At 35.9% G+C, this 17,205-nt stretch carries 17 protein-coding genes; 12 read left to right on the top strand and 5 right to left on the bottom strand.

The annotated features are described in order from the left end of the window. Window positions 1-7: 7 nt before the first annotated feature. The gene (locus ACMA47_RS00485) at window positions 8-1,477 is read right to left on the bottom strand and encodes a tyrosinase family protein (RefSeq protein WP_413928211.1); all 1,470 of its coding nucleotides are present in this window, start codon (window positions 1,475-1,477) and stop codon (window positions 8-10) included. A gap of 433 nt (window positions 1,478-1,910) precedes the next feature. On the opposite strand from ACMA47_RS00485, the gene ACMA47_RS00480 reads away from it, so the two are divergent. Together ACMA47_RS00480 and ACMA47_RS00475 are read left to right on the top strand one after the other, a co-directional pair. After that, window positions 1,911-2,264, top strand: coding sequence for a transposase (locus ACMA47_RS00480; protein WP_413928210.1), 354 nt, complete (start codon window positions 1,911-1,913; stop codon window positions 2,262-2,264). Window positions 2,265-2,283: 19 nt separating this feature from the next. Further along, on the top strand, window positions 2,284-3,267 hold the full coding sequence (locus tag ACMA47_RS00475) for an ISL3 family transposase (protein ID WP_413928968.1): 984 nt from the start codon (window positions 2,284-2,286) through the stop codon (window positions 3,265-3,267). A gap of 343 nt (window positions 3,268-3,610) precedes the next feature. On the opposite strand, the gene ACMA47_RS00470 is transcribed toward ACMA47_RS00475, so the two are convergent. The 4 genes from ACMA47_RS00470 to ACMA47_RS00455 form a co-directional block, all read right to left on the bottom strand. Next, window positions 3,611-4,249, bottom strand: a complete 639-nt coding sequence (locus ACMA47_RS00470) for an NAD(P)H-binding protein (RefSeq protein ID WP_413928209.1) — start codon at window positions 4,247-4,249, stop codon at window positions 3,611-3,613. Between the two features lie 58 nt (window positions 4,250-4,307). Continuing rightward, complete coding sequence (locus tag ACMA47_RS00465) at window positions 4,308-5,222, bottom strand: alpha/beta hydrolase (RefSeq protein WP_413928208.1); 915 nt, start codon at window positions 5,220-5,222, stop codon at window positions 4,308-4,310. Between the two features lie 32 nt (window positions 5,223-5,254). Next, window positions 5,255-6,175, bottom strand: a complete 921-nt coding sequence (locus ACMA47_RS00460; protein ID WP_413928207.1) for an alpha/beta hydrolase — start codon at window positions 6,173-6,175, stop codon at window positions 5,255-5,257. Window positions 6,176-6,272: 97 nt separating this feature from the next. After that, on the bottom strand, window positions 6,273-7,121 hold the full coding sequence (locus ACMA47_RS00455) for a helix-turn-helix domain-containing protein (RefSeq protein ID WP_413928206.1): 849 nt from the start codon (window positions 7,119-7,121) through the stop codon (window positions 6,273-6,275). Between the two features lie 238 nt (window positions 7,122-7,359). Between ACMA47_RS00455 and ACMA47_RS00450 the strand changes: the two genes are divergently transcribed. The 10 genes from ACMA47_RS00450 to ACMA47_RS00405 all read left to right on the top strand — a co-directional run bounded on the left by ACMA47_RS00450 (window position 7,360) and on the right by ACMA47_RS00405 (window position 17,203). Beyond that, a complete protein-coding gene (locus ACMA47_RS00450; RefSeq protein ID WP_413928205.1) occupies window positions 7,360-8,415 on the top strand; it encodes an NAD(P)-dependent alcohol dehydrogenase in 1,056 nt (351 codons plus the stop codon). Window positions 8,416-8,572: 157 nt separating this feature from the next. After that, on the top strand, window positions 8,573-9,247 hold the full coding sequence (locus tag ACMA47_RS00445; protein WP_413928204.1) for an NAD-dependent epimerase/dehydratase family protein: 675 nt from the start codon (window positions 8,573-8,575) through the stop codon (window positions 9,245-9,247). Window positions 9,248-9,432: 185 nt separating this feature from the next. Further along, a complete protein-coding gene (locus ACMA47_RS00440; protein ID WP_413928203.1) occupies window positions 9,433-11,001 on the top strand; it encodes an MFS transporter in 1,569 nt (522 codons plus the stop codon). Window positions 11,002-11,136: 135 nt separating this feature from the next. After that, entirely contained in the window at window positions 11,137-12,021 is an 885-nt protein-coding gene (locus ACMA47_RS00435; RefSeq protein WP_061085624.1) for a helix-turn-helix domain-containing protein, read from the top strand. Next, window positions 12,008-12,493: a flavodoxin family protein gene (locus ACMA47_RS00430; RefSeq protein ID WP_413928202.1), complete on the top strand. Its 486-nt coding sequence runs from the start codon at window positions 12,008-12,010 to the stop codon at window positions 12,491-12,493. The genes ACMA47_RS00435 and ACMA47_RS00430 overlap by 14 nt, the downstream gene beginning before the upstream one ends. Window positions 12,494-12,636: 143 nt before the next feature. Further along, window positions 12,637-13,557, top strand: a complete 921-nt coding sequence (locus ACMA47_RS00425; protein ID WP_027374036.1) for an alpha/beta hydrolase — start codon at window positions 12,637-12,639, stop codon at window positions 13,555-13,557. Window positions 13,558-13,841: 284 nt separating this feature from the next. Then, complete coding sequence (locus ACMA47_RS00420) at window positions 13,842-14,771, top strand: alpha/beta hydrolase (RefSeq protein WP_413928201.1); 930 nt, start codon at window positions 13,842-13,844, stop codon at window positions 14,769-14,771. Between the two features lie 77 nt (window positions 14,772-14,848). Then, window positions 14,849-15,250: a cupin domain-containing protein gene (locus ACMA47_RS00415; protein WP_413928200.1), complete on the top strand. Its 402-nt coding sequence runs from the start codon at window positions 14,849-14,851 to the stop codon at window positions 15,248-15,250. 218 nt (window positions 15,251-15,468) lie between these two features. Beyond that, entirely contained in the window at window positions 15,469-16,275 is an 807-nt protein-coding gene (locus tag ACMA47_RS00410; protein ID WP_413928199.1) for an SDR family oxidoreductase, read from the top strand. A 34-nt stretch (window positions 16,276-16,309) separates the two neighbouring features. Continuing rightward, entirely contained in the window at window positions 16,310-17,203 is an 894-nt protein-coding gene (locus tag ACMA47_RS00405) for an NAD(P)H-binding protein (protein WP_413928198.1), read from the top strand. Window positions 17,204-17,205 lie beyond the last annotated feature (2 nt).

Below are 17,205 nucleotides of genomic sequence, written 5' to 3'. Positions count from 1 at the left end.
CTTGATATTATAATTTATAAATACTAATTCTGTCGATAGTTAATGAATCTTTGTTTAAATCATTTTCTAATTGAAGACGTACCGACTGAATTATATTGTTTAAATTGTTGACAGTCTTTAATATGTTGGTAATCTCTATGCTAAAATTTAGTCCGTTTCCAGCATGATGAGAATTTTCGTTACTCGCTGAGGACAAGCCAAATAGACCAATAGATTCAACCAATTTATCCTCAATAAAAACATCGATAATATTTGAATCACGAGTCCCTTTTACACCTTCTAATAATAAAAAGTATTTACTATTTGAATCAATATTATTCGATTTGCTTAATTGTAAATTATTAATTGAAGAAAATTCCGGTTGAAAAACCTTGGTATTAAAAATATTAACATTTTCTGTAGCTATAAGAAGCTCAGGTTGGTTATTTTCGTTTTCCGATAATTGATTATCAATACCTTCCATATTTTTTAAAATTTCTAAAAGATTATCATAATTATAGCTGTAATTTTCACCCTGTACATTGATTTGATTTACATCATTAACATCTTTTGGAGCGTATTCCCAATTGTTTGGATATGGCATAATAAAAATTCGATCACCCATTGATGCAGGACCATTAAGCCAATTTGGAACTACAGGATTCTTATTTCTCATTTTATTCCATAAGTTCCATAATCTATCAATATTTGAATGATGATAATAAAATATAGGATCTAAAGCTGCCGTATTGGGTACAGACATTAGACCACTTTGGTTATCTGTATTTTCTGAGCCAATTTCAACATGACCAATATTATGCGGATTACTTTCTAGTTTACCAGTAAAATTACCATTATGAGGAAAATTAGTCTTACCGCCACCATATCCAACTATTATATTTTTTATGGATGTAAAAAAATTAGTATTTTGACAATTATTATTAACACGATTGTCAATTCCTGTACCATAACGTTCCTTAACATATAATGGATTTTTTAATTCGCTTCCATCAAAAATAAATTTAGCTTCAGCGGTAAATTCAAACGGAATTGATTTTTCATTTACAATATCCCAATATGGTAAAGCCCAATCTTCTGGCCCTCCTTTCGAAACAATAACATCTCTTAATAGTTTTTCTAAAGACACCAAATATCCTCTATGCCAAGCCGAGAAATACCATGTTCCGTGTTGACATTGATCCCAATATTTTTCTTGAATAGATTTATCGGGAAAATCTTTAATCATGTCTTGATTAATGTAGGCAATATTATCCCAATTGAGATATTTATTCTTGTTTTTTATTTTAGCTGATTCAGTTACATATTGACCATGAATAGCTGCATAAAACCACCAGCTAGTTGGTTCTGAAATTGGTATTTGCTGAAGGAAGTAAACTCCTACAGCGTACCAATAGGTTTCTTCATTTCTAAAATTTCCTTTTGATTGATCTGAAGGATCGATATTTTGTATCCATCCATTTTTTCTAATGTAATCCATGTTTTTATCTTGTTATATGGTTTTTAAATTGATTTTAAATCAGATAAAATATCTAGATTTATCTAATTAATTTGCTGAGCATCTTTCCTTTCCAAATTGTTTTTTTTAAATTTTTAAACATTGTGTAATCTTCTTTTGCTTTTAGCAACCAATAATTAGATTTAATAGTTAATACTTTATCAACAAAACAATATTAATGTAATTCTGGTGAAAATAATTCAGTATTACTACTGAATTATGAAGTAATGTATTATAGAATGGTTACTAAATTTTCATATGGTATTTAATTGAATCTCTTATCTTATAATTTCATGAACTTCAACTAAGTTGTGGAAAATTATTGTACCCAAAATTTCTGTTAAGGAACTAAATCGAGTGCTTTTGGATCATGCGCAAAAGTTGGGGGCATTTTTAGTTGGAGTATCTTTGTAATATGATAAGCGATCATGAACTTCTTAAATTACTACTGCCAGAATTTTTGGTAGAACACTTTGATATTACTAAAGCGGAACAGCATAATACAGAACTTCATATTTATTTTGAAGAAAAGAATATCATTTCCCATGAATATTCAGATCGTTTAATAGAGTCCAAAGGCTTTGTACCTGAAATTACCGTAGATGATTATCCTTTGAGGGAAAAAATCGTGAAACTTCATATAAAAAGAAGAAGATGGACTGATAAATCATCAGGCGAAATACTTCAAAGAGACTGGGAGCTTATTTCTAAAGGAACCCGAATGACCAAAGACTTTGCGACATTCTTAAAAAAAATTAGCCGATACTAAAGCCCTTCCTTTACAGGTTATTGCTGATCTTTTTGGTATCAATGGAAAAACTTTCCAAAAACTTTCCAAAAACAAACTCAGTGATTATTTGAATTGGGAACAGAAGCCCCATGCCGGAGATTGGATTCTTTATTTCTGCAATCTCTCAGATTCTTTATCATTAGATGAGGTTGCTCTTTCTGATGGTGAACTTTACAGTGTCCTTACTTCCAAAAAAGCAAAGGGGAGAAAAGGGAGCATTGTAGCCATTGTGAAAGGGACTAAAAGTGATATTGTTATCGAACATCTTTTAAGAATCATCAGAAAGCTTCGCAAAAAAGTAAAGGAGATTACTTTGGATATGGCAGGTTCTATGAAACGTATTGCTAAAAGATGTTTTCCCAATGCTTCTCAGGTTATTGATCGTTTTGATGTTCAAAAACTCGCTACAGAAGCTCTTCAGGAAATGAGAATAAAGTACAGGTGGGAAGCTATTGAAAGAGAAAATGAACTCATTGAAAATCATTCCAAAGATAATAAGCCTATCATCATAGAAGTTTTTGGAAACGATGACAGCCGGAAACAGCTTTTGGCAAGAAGTAGGTATTTGTTGTACATAAGCAGGGAAAAATGGAAGGAGTCTCAGAAACAAAGGGCTGAAATACTTTTTAGAGAATACCCTGATTTGGAAAAAGCGTATGCACTGACCGATGGTCTTAGAAAGATTTATAATCAGAATATTGTAAAATCTGTGGCCATGACTAAATTAGCCCATTGGTTCAGAGAGGTTGAAGAAGCAGGATTTAGATCATTTTTCACTTTAAGAAAGACTGTTATGATTCATTACAGAGATATCCTGAATTATTTTGACAAAAGAAGCACTAATGCTGCTGAATCTTTCAATGCTAAAATAAAAAACTTCAGATTACAACTTAGAGGAGTCAAAGATCGTACATTTTTTCTCTTCAGATTAACCAAACTTTTTGCATGGCCCCCAAGTTTATCGCCTGAACCTATATTTTAGTGTAAGATCTTATCCCTCAAAGAAGCTTTGTTTGGTGCTCTGAAAATAAAATAAACGGCGCCAACTATTTTTAGTTGGCGCCTTTTTGACTATTTGTGAACTTGCTGGTTGGAACATCGAACCAATTTTTAAAAGATCTGGAATATGTTTTAGATGTATGTGGTTGATAATAATGATATTGAGAATTGATTGTTTTGGTTTGAATCTTGTTAAGTTTAGTTCTTAATTTTAATTAACATGAAATAGTAAGAATACATAAAGTCATTTTGAATGATAGTGCTTGTTATTGGTATAATTAAAACAAAAATCTCAATCCTTAATAGTAAGAACGGAGATTTTTGTTTTAATAAAATGATGGTTTGTCACCATAAATACCAGGCTTATTGACACCTACACTGGCTCTTACATCTTTTTCAGGATGCTCTATAATATTGGCAATATAAGCTGCAACTGCTTTTCGGGCTACTTCAGTTCCAATAAAAGGTTCTCCCTTTTGTGTTGTTTCATAATCGGTCTCATTTTTATCCGTTAACCAGGAAGGACGGACAATGGTGTAATCAAGATCGGATTTTTCAATGATTTGAGCCGCTTTACTGTATCTCACCAGCTCAGAACCAATAATCCGGTTATTCCATTCTCCAAACTTACCAGCAACCTCATCATAGATCCCAAGGGAGGTTACGAAAATGAGTCTTTTTTTAGCATTGGCTTCCATCATATTGACAATTGCTGAAGCCATTTTATCTACTTGTCCTGCAAGGTTGGCATATACAATGTCACTTTCCTTTATGGCTGCTGTAAGATCATCCTGATTCAGGACATCACCAAGAATGATGCTTGAAGATGAGGCATACTCCTTCACGTGATCTGCATTTCTGGCCAATAATGTTAATGAAATATCTTTATTGGGAATAAGGAATTCAATGACATGTCGAGCAATAGCTCCTCCTGCACCCAATACCAAAACTTTTGTTGTTTCCATTTTTTATGTTGTTTTAAACAATGAGGTCAGAACTCATCTGACCCCATTTGTTATTTAATTATAAATTTTCTTTGTAAAAAGGGATAAGCTTATCCAATGCAATTTTTACTGGTTCCGGTTTGTCATAAAGATCATAATGTGACCAGCCATCAACCACTACTAATTCTTTCTTCTGAGAAGCAGCACGACGAATGATCTCAAATCCATCTCTATAGGCTCCGAATGCTCCTGGTTTACGTCCCACAATCACTAGTAATGGTTGTGTTAATAATTTTTCAGCAAGGTTATAGGCATCCCAGGTTAGGGCAGCAGCATTATGGGAGAATAATGTTTTGTTTACTCCATTGGCACTCTCACCACGGGAAGTACGGTAATATTCAGTTGCTTCCAGAAGATCAATGTCTGCATTATGATCAGCTTTAGCCATTTCATAAGTAGGATAAAGACCTTGATCTACTCTTAAAGTAGCTCCTCTTGCCTCTGCTGTTCTTTGCTCTGCAATGGCTTCAAGATTTGCAATCGGATCACCGAATTCACGCATTACACGGCCATAATTAGCTCCGGTTACCGTTGCAACAGCTTTGATACGACGTTCTTTCATTGTGGCATTGATAGAATAACCTCCAGCACCACAGATTCCTAAAACACCGATTCTCTTTTCATCCACGAATGGAAGAGTTACCAGATAATCACAGGCATAGCTGTAATCTTCTACACGGAATGACGGATCTTCTAAAAATCTCGGTTCACCACCACTTTCTCCCTGAAAAGAAGCGTCTGGAACTAAAACTACAAATCCTGCATCAGCAAATGCCTGTCCATAGACATTTCCTGAAGTCTGTTCTTTACAGCTTCCGATAGGGTGCGTACTGATGATGGTAGGGTATTTTTTATTTTCATCGAAATCTGGCGGGAATAATAGGTCTGCTGCTATATCCCAATACAATGCTTTGAATTTTACTGACTTTTTCATTTTTTAATATTTTTATTGTTATAAAATTTGTTTTATGAATTGCTTTTTAGAGTAGTTTCAAAAAAGGTGTTGATTCTATCAACTGCTTGATCCACATAAATTGGAATATCATACAGATCAAAATGATTGGCTCCATCTACTATAAAAAGTTCTTTTGTTTTGCTGGCAGCTCTTTCATACAGAAAATCACTGTTCCATTTTGAAAGGGCATGGCTGCCGGCTATAATAAGTAAAGGTTGTGTAAGAAGAGTATCTACACGATCAAAAGCATGGAACGCAATAAGACCCGGTAAATCTGTTAACAGATATTCTCCTGTAGAATTAGGATGTTGTGCTCTTGGAGTTTTGTAATAGTCGTATCCATCTGTGGCTTCTTTTCCCCAGGCTTCATTTCTTTCTCCCACCCAATTTAAATAAATGGGATCAGTTCCATTGGCTTCTGCTGTTCTTTGATTATTGGCAGAAGTTAATGTTTCAGAAATATTTACTGTTCCTCCCTGTCCATTCCATCCTTTGTGATACATCTCACCGATATCAACCGCACTCACAGTTGCTAAAGCTTTAATGCGATGATCTTGTTTTGTTGCGGCAACAAAGTATCCACCACTGGCGCAGATTCCAATTCCTGCTATTTGATCAGCATTTACATAAGGTAAGGTGGTTAAATAATCCACTGCTGCACTTATATCTGCTATTCTGAAGTTTGGGTTTTCCTGATGACGTGGTGTTCCTTCGCTATCTCCTTGGTAAGAAGCATCAAAAGCAAGGGTGATAAATCCTTTCGCAGCCATTTTTTCGGCATAGATTCCTGCGGTTTGTTCTTTTACACCTCCGGCAGGGTGACCTACCACAATGGCAGGATATTTTTTTGTGGTATCAAAATTTTCCGGAATATAGATATTAGCGGCTGTACTCAATTCATTATTCTTAAAGTATCTTGATTCTGGTTTCATATTTTGTCTTATTAAATGTTTGTTCATTTTGATAAGACAAAGTTATGTTGAGATTGATGCTCTATTTGAAAACAAATTACTTTAAAACGGAAACATTTTACTGATTTCTGAATACCTTGGGTGAGATTCCTGTTTTTTTCCGGAAGAACCGGGTAAAATAGGTAGGATATTCAAAACCTAAACTATACGCTATTTCATTAATACTAAGCTTTGTATCTCTAAGTTTAGCCTTTGCGGACTGTATAATATACTGATGAATATGTTCTATTGGCGACTGTCCTGTAAAATGTTTAATAACGTCTCCAAAATAATTGACAGAAAGATGCGCTCTGTCTGCAAAATAAGCAACAGTAGGAAAGGCATCTATATCATTATCTTTTCCAAAATACCAGTCCAGATCCTTATAAAAATCAGCAACTACTTTATTGTATACTTTACTTCTTGATTCAAACTGACGTTCGTAAAAGTTTTGGGTATAGGAAAGAATAAGAACAGCATACGAAACCAAAACATCCTGAGAAAAATCTTCACGCTGATATTCTTCATAAGCTTTTATAAAAAGATCATACAGAACTTTACTCTCACGGTCTGTGAGAAACAAGGCTTCATGACGTGTATACCCTGTAAATGTATAATCTTTGGCAAATTTATCCAGCAGTTTCGGATTGACAAAAATCCCATATCCTATAAAAGTGTGTTCTAGGTCCCATTCCATATTATTTCCGGGCTTATCCAGAAAAAGACAGGAGCTTGACATTTCTTCAACAGGTGGCTGTACTGCAATATTATTTTTAATGGCAATCACATAGAACTCCAGTTCTACAGAAGGAGATTTTAAAAGTAAATTCTCATGCTCATCATAATGAATTACCTGAATAGCATCACTATTAGAGCCTTGCACATTAATGTACTTTAAAAAGGATGGTATGTTATAGGATTTCGCCATTGTATTATTTATTCAAAAATAAGCAAATACTTCATGAGGTAATGAAACTTATTACAGTAAGAATGAAACAATTTACAGGTTCGTAATGAAAATAAACCACACAGGCTTGTTTTGCATCAGTAAAATGTTTCTATAAAAAAGTAATTTGTACTCTAATTCAGGGCGTCAATGCTTTTAGCTTTGTATCCGTATAAATCAAGATGTCTTCGACATCAAAATAATTAAAAAAAACAAAAATATGGATTCATTTACAGTAAAAGCATATGGTACGGTAGCACAGGATATTCCTTTAGAGGAAATGCATATTCAGCGTCGTGAAGTTTTGCCCAAAGATGTAGAAATTGAGATCTTATATTGTGGAGTTTGTCATACAGATCTGCATAAATCAAGAAATGATTGGGGAGGTTCTACCTATCCGGTTGTTCCGGGGCATGAAATTGTCGGAAGAGTAACAAAAGTAGGTAAGGAAGCTCTTAAATATCGTATTGGTGATCTGGTTGCCGTAGGTTGTCTGGTGGATTCATGCAGAACATGTCCAAATTGCCAGAAAGATTTGGAGCAATATTGCCTGAACGGTTTTACCGTAACTTATGGTGGAACTGATAAACATTTAGGAGGTTCAACCTATGGTGGATATGCAGAAAAGATTGTGGTAGATGAAGATTTTGTTCTAAAGGTACCCGAAAATGTAGATGCAGCTGCTATTGCGCCTGTTCTTTGTGCAGGAATCACTGTCTGGTCACCGCTAAGACACTGGAAAGTAGGAGAAGGCTCAAAAGTAGCTATCATTGGTCTTGGAGGATTGGGACACATGGGAATTAAGCTGGCAAAAGGGCTTGGAGCAGAAGTTACCCTGTTCTCAAGAAGCGCTGAGAAGGCTGCTGATGCCACAAGACTTGGAGCAGATCATGTGGTGATATCAACCAGTGACACGGATATGAAATCTGTTGCTGGAAAATTTGATCTGATTATTGATACCGTTCCTTATGATCATGATATCACACCCTATATGCACACGCTGGCAACTGATGGAACATTGGTATTGGTAGGATATTTTGGTGATTTTGAAAAGAAATTCAGCACTCTTCCATTATATATGAGACGTTCTGTAGTGGGATCTGTCATCGGAGGCATTGCAGAAACTCAGGAATTGTTAGATTTCTGTGGCAAAACAGGAATTGTATCAGACATTGAGATGATCGATATCCAAAATGTAAATGAAGCCTTTGAAAGAATGGAAAAAGGGGATGTTCGCTACCGTTTCGTGATTGATATGAAATCTTTGAAAAACTAAAAACAAACAATCAGTAAAATGTATCTTTTATTGAGTGAAATGTCTCCGTTTCAAAGAGCAATCCATTTGTACATTTGACATAGCAAATGGGAATGATTCTATATTATAAGTTGAAATCCCTGACGTGTTTAATATTAACGCAAAAAATACTATACAGATGAAGTCAAAAATAAAAGTAATCATAACAGGGGCTACCGGAATGGTAGGTGAAGGAGTACTGCAGGAATGCATTACCAATCAAAAAGTAGAAAAGATCCTGCTGATCAACCGCAAGTCCAGTGGTTATACCCATCCTAAAATTGAAGAAATTGTACAGGCAGACTTAAGTGATATCTCAGTTGTAAGCGAGAAAATAAAAGGATATGATGCCTGCTATTTTTGTCTTGGGGTTTCATCGGTGGGAATGAAAGAAGAAGACTATAAGAAAGTGACTTATGATCTCACCTTGGGATTTGCTAAAACACTTGCACTGGTTAATCCGGGAATGACTTTCTGTTACGTTTCAGGAGGGGGAACGGATAGCAGCGAAAAAGGAAAGCAAATGTGGGCAAGAATAAAAGGAAAGACCGAAAATGACTTGATGAAGCTGTCACTAGACGCGTACAACTTCCGACCTGCTTTTATGAAGCCAACAGCTGGAGCAAAGAATGTAAAAGGTTTCTATAAATTCATTAATGCTATTTATCCCTTTTTGAGATTGTTCAGTACAACTTACTTCCTGACGCTGGAAGAAGTAGGAAAAGCGATGATTAATGCATCACTCGGTGGTTTTTCAAAACGTATTCTGGAGGTAAAAGACATATCTCAGCTCTCACAGAAACAATATTCATAGAATCTACCTGTAAATAGAAAAAGTAGATAACTTCTCTTAAATTTCTTATATAGATGTAGGAAGAACAGATGCATTACTTCTGTTCTTCCCTGGGCTTAGTACAGTCTGGGTACGCATCTGAAAACAGGAAGCAAAATTTATCTTTTAGAGATTGATTAAAGCTTTCTTTATATCGCCAATAAAAAATGTACAACCAAGGATTATTTGCCGGTTGGGTTCCTAAACCTGTTCAGCAGTTTTTGATTTTAACACTGGCAGTATTTAGCTTTTCCCTTACCGGAGTCAATACAGGAAACATTCCATTCATGAACAGCAGTATGGGAACCATGGCAGAGTATTTTACCATGGCAAGTTATGCCAGCACTATCGGAATGGGTGCCGTAATGCCATTATTATTAAGATTTAAGGCAAGATTTAAAGTAAGAAATAAACTTACCTTAATATTTGTAGGAATTGCAGTATTGAGTTTCATCAGTGGAACAATCGATCAGCCCGAGATTATTATTGCAACAGCCTTCATCATCGGAGCACTGAAAATATTCATTTTAATAGAACTGTTGGGCCCATTGATGATCATGCTCAGTCCCGATGGGCACAGAGGAAAGTTTTACTCAATCCTGTATCCGATAGCATTAGGCTCAGGTCAGCTTGTGAATTATCTGGCTACAGATATTTCTCACCTATACAATTGGGAGTTTTTCTATATCCTAATCTCTGCTGCTGCATTGATTATGGCAATGTTGTGCTGGATTTTTCTGCACAATCAGTATTTTTCGTTCAAATTACCACTGTATTACATCGATTGGGTCAGTGTATTGCTCTTTTCTTCAGCATTTATGTTTTCATCCTATGTGCTGTCTTTTGGAAAGCAACAGGACTGGTTAAATTCAGAACGGATTACATATGCTGTCATATTTGCTTTAGTTTCCTTTTTACTTCTGGTACACCGACAGACCATTTTGAAAAGGCCTTATATGTCATTCAAAATATTCAAAAAGAAAAATGTTTATAGTGGACTGGTGATGTTTCTCTTAACAGGAATGTTTATGGCAGTTTCAAGCATGCAGAATACGTATGCCATCACGGTGTTGGGGTATGATCTTATGACTAATGCAAAGCTTAGTCTTCTTATGATTCCGGGGATGTTGGCAGCAGGGATTTTAGGAAGCTTCTGGTTCAGGAATAATCTGGAAATAAAACTTTTTGTCTTAACAGGTTTTGCAGCATTGTTGGGATATTGTATCATCCTCTATCTTTCTATGGTTGCTGAAATGAATTACGAAAGATGGTATCTGCCTATGTTTTTAAAAGGATATGGAATGACAGTTTTATATATCGGAATCTGGTTCTATATGATGGATAAAATGGATATGGGTGAAATGATGGCTGCTATAGGACTGGCATTGGTATGGAGATCCTTTCTTTCAACGGCATTCTTTGGAGCACTCTTTTCATGGCTTCAATATAGATTTCAGGTGATCAGCATCGGAGATATGGCTGTTTATCTGGATGGGATGATTCTTAATGAGACAGCAGCGCTGCAAGGGCTTAAAAATATTCAGATCAATGCCATTCTGGTATCCGATAAAAAACTGCTTGGGTATATTATCATAATAGGCTTTGGAAGTCTTATGTATGTGTTACAGCATGGTTTTGGTAAGGAAAAATTTATCTCCTACAAACGGTATCTGAGAGTTATCCAAGGGCGAAATCTGATTGCCAGCCGAAGAAAAAGATTAAATAATGAATCGTAATTCATCCAATTTGGATACGAAATTAAGCCCCTTTTCTTCGCATCAGTAAAATGTATCCGTATTAAAGTATTTTGTATCCGGTCTGTGAAACCCTTTGTTTATAATTTTGTTTCAGAAAAGAAATACAAAGGAGCAATGAAAATATTTGGGATCAAAGAATTTAATGAATACCTCAATGTCGGGGATCTGAAAAGTGACGATCTTCATATTGTCAATTTTGAAGGTAAAGAAAATATAAGACTGAAATCTGAAACAGTAGCGATTGATTTCTACCTGCTTTCTATTAAACCTCATTTAAGTGATGCGGTAAGAGCAAACAATCCGCATTTGGAGGATATGTCAGACTCTGCTTATATGTACGTAGACTGTCCACAGAATTCGTTGGAATGGGATATAAAATCTCCAATGGGTGGATATGCCATCATGATAAGCGCCAGCTATCTGGAAAAATTTTCAAAGGATTATAATTTTGTGCATTACAACAACCACGAAGCCCTATTCCTTACAGAAGACGAAGTTGCCATTTTATGGGATCTGTTTAAAAAAGCTGATGTTGAGTTTCAAAAGAAATATTACTCGAAAAACATCATTATTTCCTATGTAAGCCTGATCATGACCTATGTAAGACATTTTTATGACAGACAGTTTGACACCAGAAAAGATATTTATCACAAAGTAATCGATGAGTTCCATAAAAATTTGACGGAGTATTTCGTGGAGAATGAAAGTCTCAAAGGATTACCTTCTGTAGCTTTTTTTGCTCAGAAAAGCTTTCTTTCCCCCAATTACTTTGGAGACCTGATTAAGCATTTTACGGGAAAAGCTCCTATTGATCATATTCACGATTATGTTGTGGTACAGGCAAAAGACAGGTTAAAAAATACAGACCTATCCATAAGTGAAATATCCTATAGTCTAGGGTTCGATTATCCTAACTATTTTGCCCGTTTTTTCCGTAAGAAAACAGGTTTATCACCTAAAACATTCAGAAACCAATCCGATATCAATGAAAACAGATAAAAACTTAATCATTCTTTTTTCGCACTCAGGAAATACCAAAAAGATTGCAGAACTGATGAATGAATATATCGCTGCTGAGGTTGTGAATATAGAAGCGGTTGTGCCTTATCCAAAAGGATTTCAGGCAGCTATAGAAGAGATGTCAAGACAAAATAAAGGAAAGATACTTCCTGATTTCAAAAAGGTTAACTTAAATATGCAAAGTTATGATACCGTATTTTTGGGTTACCCGGTTTGGGATAGTCGTCTTCCTCCCGTAGTCAGATCCTTTCTCAGAGAAAATGACTTTCGTGGGATTACAATAGCTCCCTTCAATACACACAAAGGGTATGGTACCGGGAAAAGTGTAAATGAGATCAGAGAGTTTGCTGAGGGAGCGACAGTCTTAGAAGTATTGTCCATAAGTGAAAATGAAATAGCATCTGAATTACCCAGGATTAAAGTATGGCTTGAAGAATCAGAATTCATCTAAAGATAATATAAGTACTAAAAATTTTCAATCTGTAAAATGTATCTTTTATTGAGTAAAATGTCTCCGTTCCAGAGCAATATATGTTCGTAACTTTGATCTATCAAAAAAGAAAAATAATAATTAACAAATATAAATTTAAAATCATGTCACAAGAAAAAATCAGTATTAAAAACGGAAACGGTCAAGGAATTACCCTATCAGCAGTAATATATTTTCCTGAAGGATTTGACCAGAACAAAAAATATCCATCAGTAGTAGTATCTCACCCAGGTGGAGGAGTAAAAGAACAGACTGCAGGTTTGTATGCGAAAAAACTATCTGAAAACGGATTGATTACGATCGCGTATGATGCTTCTTATCAAGGAGAAAGTACAGGAGAGCCACGTCAGTTGGAAAACCCTTATATAAGAACAGAAGATGTAAGTGCGGTGATTGATTATTTAACAACGCTTCCTTATATAGACACAGAAAATATCGGAGCTATGGGAATCTGTGCAGGAGCTGGTTATACTGCCAATGCAGCCATCAACGATCATAGAATCAAAGCGGTGGGAATGGTAAGTGCTGTCAATATCGGTTCCATGTTCCGTAACGGATGGGAAAATAATGTAAAAGATGCAGATGCACTTCCTTATTTAATCGCTGGATCAAATGCAAGAACAGCTGATGCAAAAGAAGGAACTCAAACGCTTCCTTTAGCACCAATGAAAGAAGAAGATGCTCCTAATGAAGAACTAAGAGAAGCATGGGAATACTATCACACTGATCGTTGCCAGTATCCTACAGCTCCAGGGTTTGCTACAGCAAGAAGCTTAACTCAAATTATCTCTTATGATGCCTATAACAAAGCAGAAGCATTCTTTACTCAACCACTTCTTGCCATTGTAGGAAGCGTAGCAGGAAGCGCATGGATGAGTGATGACCTGTTGAATATTGCAGCCACTACGGATAAAAAGAAATACATTGTAGAAGGAGCGAATCACATGTCTTTATATGACAGAGAAAACTATGTTAACGAAGCTGTTTCACAGTTAGTTCCTTTCTTTAAAGAAAAATTAGTTTAAATAATAAACTCCTTCATAAAATCTATGAGGGAGTTTTTATTTTAAAGTACAACTAATAAACAGGCTTTGCAAGGATATAATTGTTATTGGAAATGGGAGAAATAGGATGATTAGTACTTGCAGCAGATACGATTTGTTTCTAAAGAGGTTTAAGTCATATGTCTAGCAACTAACATGCTGGTAAATATATAATCATAACTGTAAAATGTCTCCGCTTTAAAGTAAAATGTCTCCTATTTAAGCAGGGGATAAGAGGTAAATTTGAATATATAAAAAAGAACAAAATGAGCACACAAAAAATAACATTCAAAAACGTAGCATGGGAGAATGCAGGTATTTTACAATTTCCAAATGATTTTGATGAAAATAAACAATATCCAACCGTTGTAACCATGCACCCAATTGGGAGCTGTAAAGAACAAACTGCGGGAAATGTTTATGGTAAAGCATTAGCAGAAGCAGGTTTCGTTGTATTAACATTTGATGCCTCTTTCCAGGGAGAAAGCGGCGGTACCCCAAGATATATTGAAAACCCTTACCAGCGTACGGATGATGTACGTTATGCAATCGACTATCTGGAAACATTACCTTACGTAGATGCTAATAATATTGGAATCCTTGGCGTTTGCGGTGGAGGAGCCTATTCATTGAATATCGCTATGACGGAGCGTCGTATCAAAGCCGTAGTTTCTATTACCGGAGTAAACTTTGGAAGATTATTAAGAGACGGATTTGCTGGCGGAAGCCCAATGGAAGTATTAAGCCAGGTGGCAGCACAGAGAAGCGCTGAAGCAAAGGGCGGAGATCTGCTAACCATTAATATGCTTCCTGAATCTGTTGAAGCAGGTAAATCTGCAGGCATTGAAGATATTGATGTGTTGGAAGCAACAGATTATTACAAAACATCAAGAGGTCAAACCGTAGGCGGAGCCACCAGTGCAGTATATTCCCGTATGGGCGTTGGAATGGGTTGGGATGCTTTCTATTTAGCTGAAACACTATTAACACAGCCTATTCTTGTTGTTATCGGTGATAAGCCGGGAGGCTTCGGAGCATTCAGAGACGGGTATGAAATTGTTCGCCGTGCAGCCTCTGAAAAGAAAGAACTGGTTGTGGTAAAAGGATATTCCCATTATGATTTATACGATCAGCCGGAACCCGTAAGACAAGCTTTGGAAAAAGCAATCCCTTTCTTTAAAGAAACCCTGGTATAAAAATAAAATAAAGTTTTAATCATTGTTCTTGTATATTTTGTGCAAGAACAGTTTTGTTAAAGTCAAAAAATAGAATCATGTATTCAGACCAAGAAATTGAAATCATGGGATTTTTGCCTGCACCTGCAGAATATTTTACAGGAAAAGCATGGCTGAAAAATTATGTGTTTCCGGATGCTCAAACAGATGCTTACGTAGGAGAAGTGATGTTTGCTCCGGGTACACGCAACAACTGGCATACACACGGCAGTAATCAGATTCTTTTGATTCGGGAAGGAGTTTGTTATTATCAGGAAGAAGGAGGTCCCGTACAACAAATAGAAGCAGGAGGTTTTGTAAACATTATGCCTGGAATTAAGCATTGGCACGGAGCTTCTCCCGATAGCGTAATGATCCATACAGCGATTGGAATCAATGCCGAAAAAGGACTGGTGAATTGGATGGATCCGGTTTCAGATGAAGATTATAACGGGAAATAACAATCCTGTTTTGTAGTGAAAAACAAGGTATCTGATTCAGGTATAATTGTTAAACAGGTTAGAAAAAAGACCATTCTCATATTTTTGAGATGGTCTTTTTTTATATCAAAGTATATGCTTGAAGAAACCGTAAAATGTATCCTTTTAAACGTAATCTGTTTCCTAATGCTTGTAGAGTTTCTATCTAAATTTGATTCATATAAAAAGAATAAAAAATAATGAAAACAATATTAATTACAGGCGCATCAACCGGTCTGGGAAGAGCAGCAGCATTACTATTTCAATCCAAAGGATGGAGAGTGTTGGCTACCATGCGTAATACCGAAAAAGGGAAAGATCTGGCAACGTTGGAAAACATAAAAGTGTTGGAACTCGATGTCACAAATCCACAGCAGATTAATCAGGTCGCAGCAGAAGTCATTGCGGATACGGGAGTTGATGTTATTCTGAACAACGCTGGTTATGGCTTAGCTGGTCCGGCGGAAAGTCTTACAGATGAACAGATTGTAGAACAGCTTAATACCAATCTTTTAGGAGTAATCAGGGTAACCAATGCGTTTATTCCCTATTTCAGAGAGAAGAATGAAGGTTTATTCGTTGCCGTTACTTCATTGGCAGGACTTATTCCGGTTCCGGTAAACTCTATCTATAATACCGCCAAAACAGGAGTAGAAGCATTTTACGAAACTCTTGCATTTGAATTGAATGCTTTCAATATTGTTACTAAAACAGTTTCACCTGGAGTTATTAAATCAGCATTCATCGACAACGTGAAGATAGGGATGAAAGAAGAATATACCTCTGTATTTCAAAGAGGGATGCAGGCAATGGCTTTTGATACGTACTCTTCCACATCAGAGGAAATAGCTGACATTGTTTATGAAGCTGTTACAGATGGTAAAAAAAAGTTGAATTACGTTGCCGGTGAAGATGCACAAAAGCATTATGAACATTATCTAAAGCTGGGGAGACAAGGATATATAGATTATCTGAGAGCATTTAATCCTGAAATTCAGGAAAAGTAAAAAGTTTCCATGTTAATTTAAAACAATCAAGACAATGAATATTGTAATAACAGGCTCTCTTGGAAATATTGGATTACCATTGGCAAAGCAATTGGTGAACGAAAATACAGTAACGGTTGTTAGTCGCAGTGAGCAGAATAAAACGAGTATTGAAGCTATTGGAGCCAAACCTGCTATAGGATCTGTAGAAGATGTTAATTTTCTGACAGAAACATTTAGAGGAGCAGATGCAGTGTACTTAATGATACCGTCTGTTAATTTTTTTGATCCGGAAAATGATGTTCTTGATTTTTATAGGAAAATAGTAACAATATATACAGAAGCTATACTAAAATCGGGAGTAAAGAAGGTTGTTCATCTCAGTAGTATGGGAGCACATCTGGAAAGCGGAGCAGGGTTGTTGACATCACATCACATTGCTGAAAATATCGTAAGAACATTACCGGATGATGTTGCAGTTACCTTTGTTCGTCCACCGAGTTTCTTCAGTAATATTTATGGATTCATTCCCACTATAAAGTCCCAAAATAGCATTTTTTCCAATTATGGCGCAGAGGTGATTGAACCATGGGTAGCTCCGAAAGATATTGCGGCTGTTATAGCAGAAGAATTAACAGGTGTCTCTGATGGTAAAAAAGTTCGCTATGTAGCCAGTGAAGAACTCAGTGGAAATGATCTGGTGCAAACAATAGGGAATACCATACAAAATCCCGGATTGAAATGGCTCGAGATTACAGAGGGACAGTTAGCAGCCTCCCTTTTACAAAATAGAATGTCTCAACAGACAGCAAAATTATTTTTAGAAATGAATAAAGGCAGGGCTGATGGAACAATCTATAGCGATTATTATTTAAATAAACCTGTATTGAGCGAGACTAAGCTTGACGATTTTATGGTAGACTTTATAAAAGTATACGACTCAGAATAAGA

The organism is Chryseobacterium sp. T20 (assembly GCF_047345655.1).
GTDB lineage: Bacteria > Bacteroidota > Bacteroidia > Flavobacteriales > Weeksellaceae > Chryseobacterium.
This window is presented reverse-complemented; position numbering and strand designations above follow the sequence as displayed.

Bases quoted from the DNA above. Each gene is read 5' to 3' on its own strand.
- ACMA47_RS00485 (WP_413928211.1), bottom strand. From the start codon at position 1,477: ATGGATTACATTAGAAAAAATGGATGGATACAAAATATCGATCCTTCA.
- ACMA47_RS00480 (WP_413928210.1), top strand. From the start codon at position 1,911: ATGATAAGCGATCATGAACTTCTTAAATTACTACTGCCAGAATTTTTG.
- ACMA47_RS00470 (WP_413928209.1), bottom strand. From the start codon at position 4,249: ATGGAAACAACAAAAGTTTTGGTATTGGGTGCAGGAGGAGCTATTGCT.
- ACMA47_RS00465 (WP_413928208.1), bottom strand. From the start codon at position 5,222: ATGAAAAAGTCAGTAAAATTCAAAGCATTGTATTGGGATATAGCAGCA.
- ACMA47_RS00460 (WP_413928207.1), bottom strand. From the start codon at position 6,175: ATGAAACCAGAATCAAGATACTTTAAGAATAATGAATTGAGTACAGCC.
- ACMA47_RS00455 (WP_413928206.1), bottom strand. From the start codon at position 7,121: ATGGCGAAATCCTATAACATACCATCCTTTTTAAAGTACATTAATGTG.
- ACMA47_RS00450 (WP_413928205.1), top strand. From the start codon at position 7,360: ATGGATTCATTTACAGTAAAAGCATATGGTACGGTAGCACAGGATATT.
- ACMA47_RS00445 (WP_413928204.1), top strand. From the start codon at position 8,573: ATGAAGTCAAAAATAAAAGTAATCATAACAGGGGCTACCGGAATGGTA.
- ACMA47_RS00440 (WP_413928203.1), top strand. From the start codon at position 9,433: ATGTACAACCAAGGATTATTTGCCGGTTGGGTTCCTAAACCTGTTCAG.
- ACMA47_RS00435 (WP_061085624.1), top strand. From the start codon at position 11,137: ATGAAAATATTTGGGATCAAAGAATTTAATGAATACCTCAATGTCGGG.
- ACMA47_RS00430 (WP_413928202.1), top strand. From the start codon at position 12,008: ATGAAAACAGATAAAAACTTAATCATTCTTTTTTCGCACTCAGGAAAT.
- ACMA47_RS00425 (WP_027374036.1), top strand. From the start codon at position 12,637: ATGTCACAAGAAAAAATCAGTATTAAAAACGGAAACGGTCAAGGAATT.
- ACMA47_RS00420 (WP_413928201.1), top strand. From the start codon at position 13,842: ATGAGCACACAAAAAATAACATTCAAAAACGTAGCATGGGAGAATGCA.
- ACMA47_RS00415 (WP_413928200.1), top strand. From the start codon at position 14,849: ATGTATTCAGACCAAGAAATTGAAATCATGGGATTTTTGCCTGCACCT.
- ACMA47_RS00410 (WP_413928199.1), top strand. From the start codon at position 15,469: ATGAAAACAATATTAATTACAGGCGCATCAACCGGTCTGGGAAGAGCA.
- ACMA47_RS00405 (WP_413928198.1), top strand. From the start codon at position 16,310: ATGAATATTGTAATAACAGGCTCTCTTGGAAATATTGGATTACCATTG.